General features: G+C 23.5%; 4 protein-coding genes. All 4 read right to left on the bottom strand.

Translation table 4 applies throughout. From position 1 onward, the window contains the following. Nucleotides 1–271: 271 nt before the first annotated feature. Genes EHV01_RS04840 through EHV01_RS04825 form a run of 4 tightly spaced genes read right to left on the bottom strand, consistent with a single transcriptional unit; the run spans nucleotide 272 to nucleotide 1,773 of the window. Nucleotides 272–424, bottom strand: a complete 153-nt coding sequence (locus EHV01_RS04840) for a hypothetical protein (RefSeq protein ID WP_422066465.1) — start codon at nucleotides 422–424, stop codon at nucleotides 272–274. 11 nt (nucleotides 425–435) lie between these two features. Further along, nucleotides 436–738, bottom strand: coding sequence for a hypothetical protein (locus tag EHV01_RS04835; RefSeq protein ID WP_422066464.1), 303 nt, complete (start codon nucleotides 736–738; stop codon nucleotides 436–438). A 2-nt stretch (nucleotides 739–740) separates the two neighbouring features. Further along, nucleotides 741–1,511 (bottom strand): ParA family protein, encoded by a 771-nt coding sequence (locus EHV01_RS04830; RefSeq protein WP_422066463.1) that lies wholly within the window; start codon nucleotides 1,509–1,511, stop codon nucleotides 741–743. Next, nucleotides 1,498–1,773 (bottom strand): hypothetical protein, encoded by a 276-nt coding sequence (locus EHV01_RS04825; RefSeq protein WP_422066462.1) that lies wholly within the window; start codon nucleotides 1,771–1,773, stop codon nucleotides 1,498–1,500. The genes EHV01_RS04830 and EHV01_RS04825 overlap by 14 nt, the downstream gene beginning before the upstream one ends. Between the last annotated feature and the right edge of the window lie 456 nt (nucleotides 1,774–2,229).

Raw genomic sequence — 2,229 nt, 5'->3', positions numbered from 1 at the left:
AAMMCAGTAAAATATGTTAAAATTGTCTGTGGAAACGCTAGGTGTTAACTAGTGTTTCCACGATAGTAATTTATTTTAGGATAAATTACTATCACCAAATTTTTATTAACAATATTTAATTACATGAATATTATACACTAGATATATTTTTATATCTAGTTTTTTTATTTTAAAAAGAGAAGATTTTATATTTGATACTTGGTACATTTAGAGTAACATAACATACCAAAGATAAAAAATATCTTGGTAATCAAATTATAACACAAAGGTATTATTTACCACAGTTGTTATTGCCTGTGTTAATTGTAAATCACTCATCATTTATTTTTTGAATCGTAAAACTACAATTCAGACACTGTTGTAAATCAACATCGACAATCATTAAATTATGATTGATTGTGTCTTTATTTTCTATTTTTTTCATCTTTACCTTATCTACTTTCGCTTTCTTTTGTTTGATTTTTTCTTTGGTTTTTTCTTTTTTATCGGAGATGTGTTATTTTTGTGTCATTCTTTTTCTAATTTTTCAAAAAAATCACTTAAATTTTTAAGAAGAAATAGAAAATGTGCTTCGTTGTTGTTTTCTAAATATTCGTGTAATTCAGGGATAAAAGGTAAATTATCAATATATTCATCAAACCTTTTTCTATGTTCTATACAAAAAACACACCCCCTTTCAAGAAGCAATTGAATTTCTTTACAGTGTGGAACAATACAAATATTTTGATCTAATTTCATTGTTATTTGATTTCCTTGATGAGTTCTTCATAGGCTTGTTTCTGACGCCAATAAACATTATTATCTCAAATACTACTTAATTTATTTTCAGTCTTAATAAATGTATCAGAATGTTTAATAATTGTATCAAATATAAAATTAGTTAAGTTGTTTTTATTAATTAATTCATAAATTTCAATTGTATTCTCATTTTCTTTAACATTATTAAATACAATTTTATAAAATGGTACTTTTAAATTTTCTTGCCTACAAACTTTATTAATAATATTATTTAAGTCTAATATTCCTTTAAATGCACCTAAACCGTTATTAATTGGCATAATAATTAAATCAGATATTATCAAAAAATTAAGTGCTAACTCTTGCATTGTTGGAGGATAATCAATCAACACATAATCATAACTATCAAATACATTTTTATAATCATTCAATAGACACTTACCAATTTTATATTTTTCTTTATCATTAAAAGTATTGTTTATGATGCCTTGAGCTTGATTAATATTTTCATTACCTAAAATAATATCAATATTTTTATATTTCGTTGATTGAATAATATTTTCTATTGAAAATTTAAAAGATTGAAAAATTTTCATAATACTTTTATTTGTATCAATTTCATTATTTGCAAATTGAACTGATAAGGTTGCCTGCGGATCAAGGTCAATCAATAAGACTTTTGCCCCATCAATAGCTAATTTATAGGCAACATTTTTGCATAATGTCGTTTTGCCTACCCCACCTTTTTTTACTGCAAAACTAATCATCTTCATTTTCTAATTTCTCCAAATCTATATTATATCTATCTGCTAATATTTCGTTCATAAGCGTTGTGGGCAATCATCTTTTATTTTTTGCCTCTTGTCTAAAAAGTTTAACTAATTTTTTATGACAAGTCATATTTGGTAATATTTCAGAATAATCTCGTTTTTTAAATTCCTTTGTTCCTTTTTCAGAAACAAGTTTATTAACTAGATTATTTTTTTCATTTGTATTTAGTTCTTCTTTCTTTAATAATTCTGATAATTTTGCCATAATATTTCTCCTTTATATAACTAGTTATATTTATATAACTAGTTATATAATACACTAATATAATAATAAAAATAAATGTTTTTTAAGAAATATATAACTAGTTATATTTATATAACTAGTTATATAATAAATAAAATTAATATATTATAAATATATTAATTTTATTACCAAAATTCCCCCGCGAAAATAACGTTCGATGCGCCACAGACAACGATAACAAAACAAGCAACAAAAAACCCTTATAAAATAAGGGTTTTAAATAGGGGACTAAGTTAAATTATTCGGTTTAAATTATATTATTATTTAATTATTTATTAATCTGGGCTCGCGGTTATTTTCATAAGTTTGTGAAAAATTACTTAAAGTTTAAAAAAACTTTTGCCGCGCTTTTCAAAATACTTGGGAAAAATTCTAAGCGTTAAGCGAAGAATTTTATAAAGGTTCCCAAATTTGAWT

Source organism: Spiroplasma sp. hy2 (genome assembly GCF_044714365.1).
GTDB classification, from domain to species: Bacteria; Bacillota_I; Bacilli_A; order Mycoplasmatales; family Mycoplasmataceae; genus Spiroplasma; species Spiroplasma phoeniceum.
Note: the sequence above shows the minus strand (reverse complement) of the source record. Positions and strands in the feature narration are given on the sequence as shown.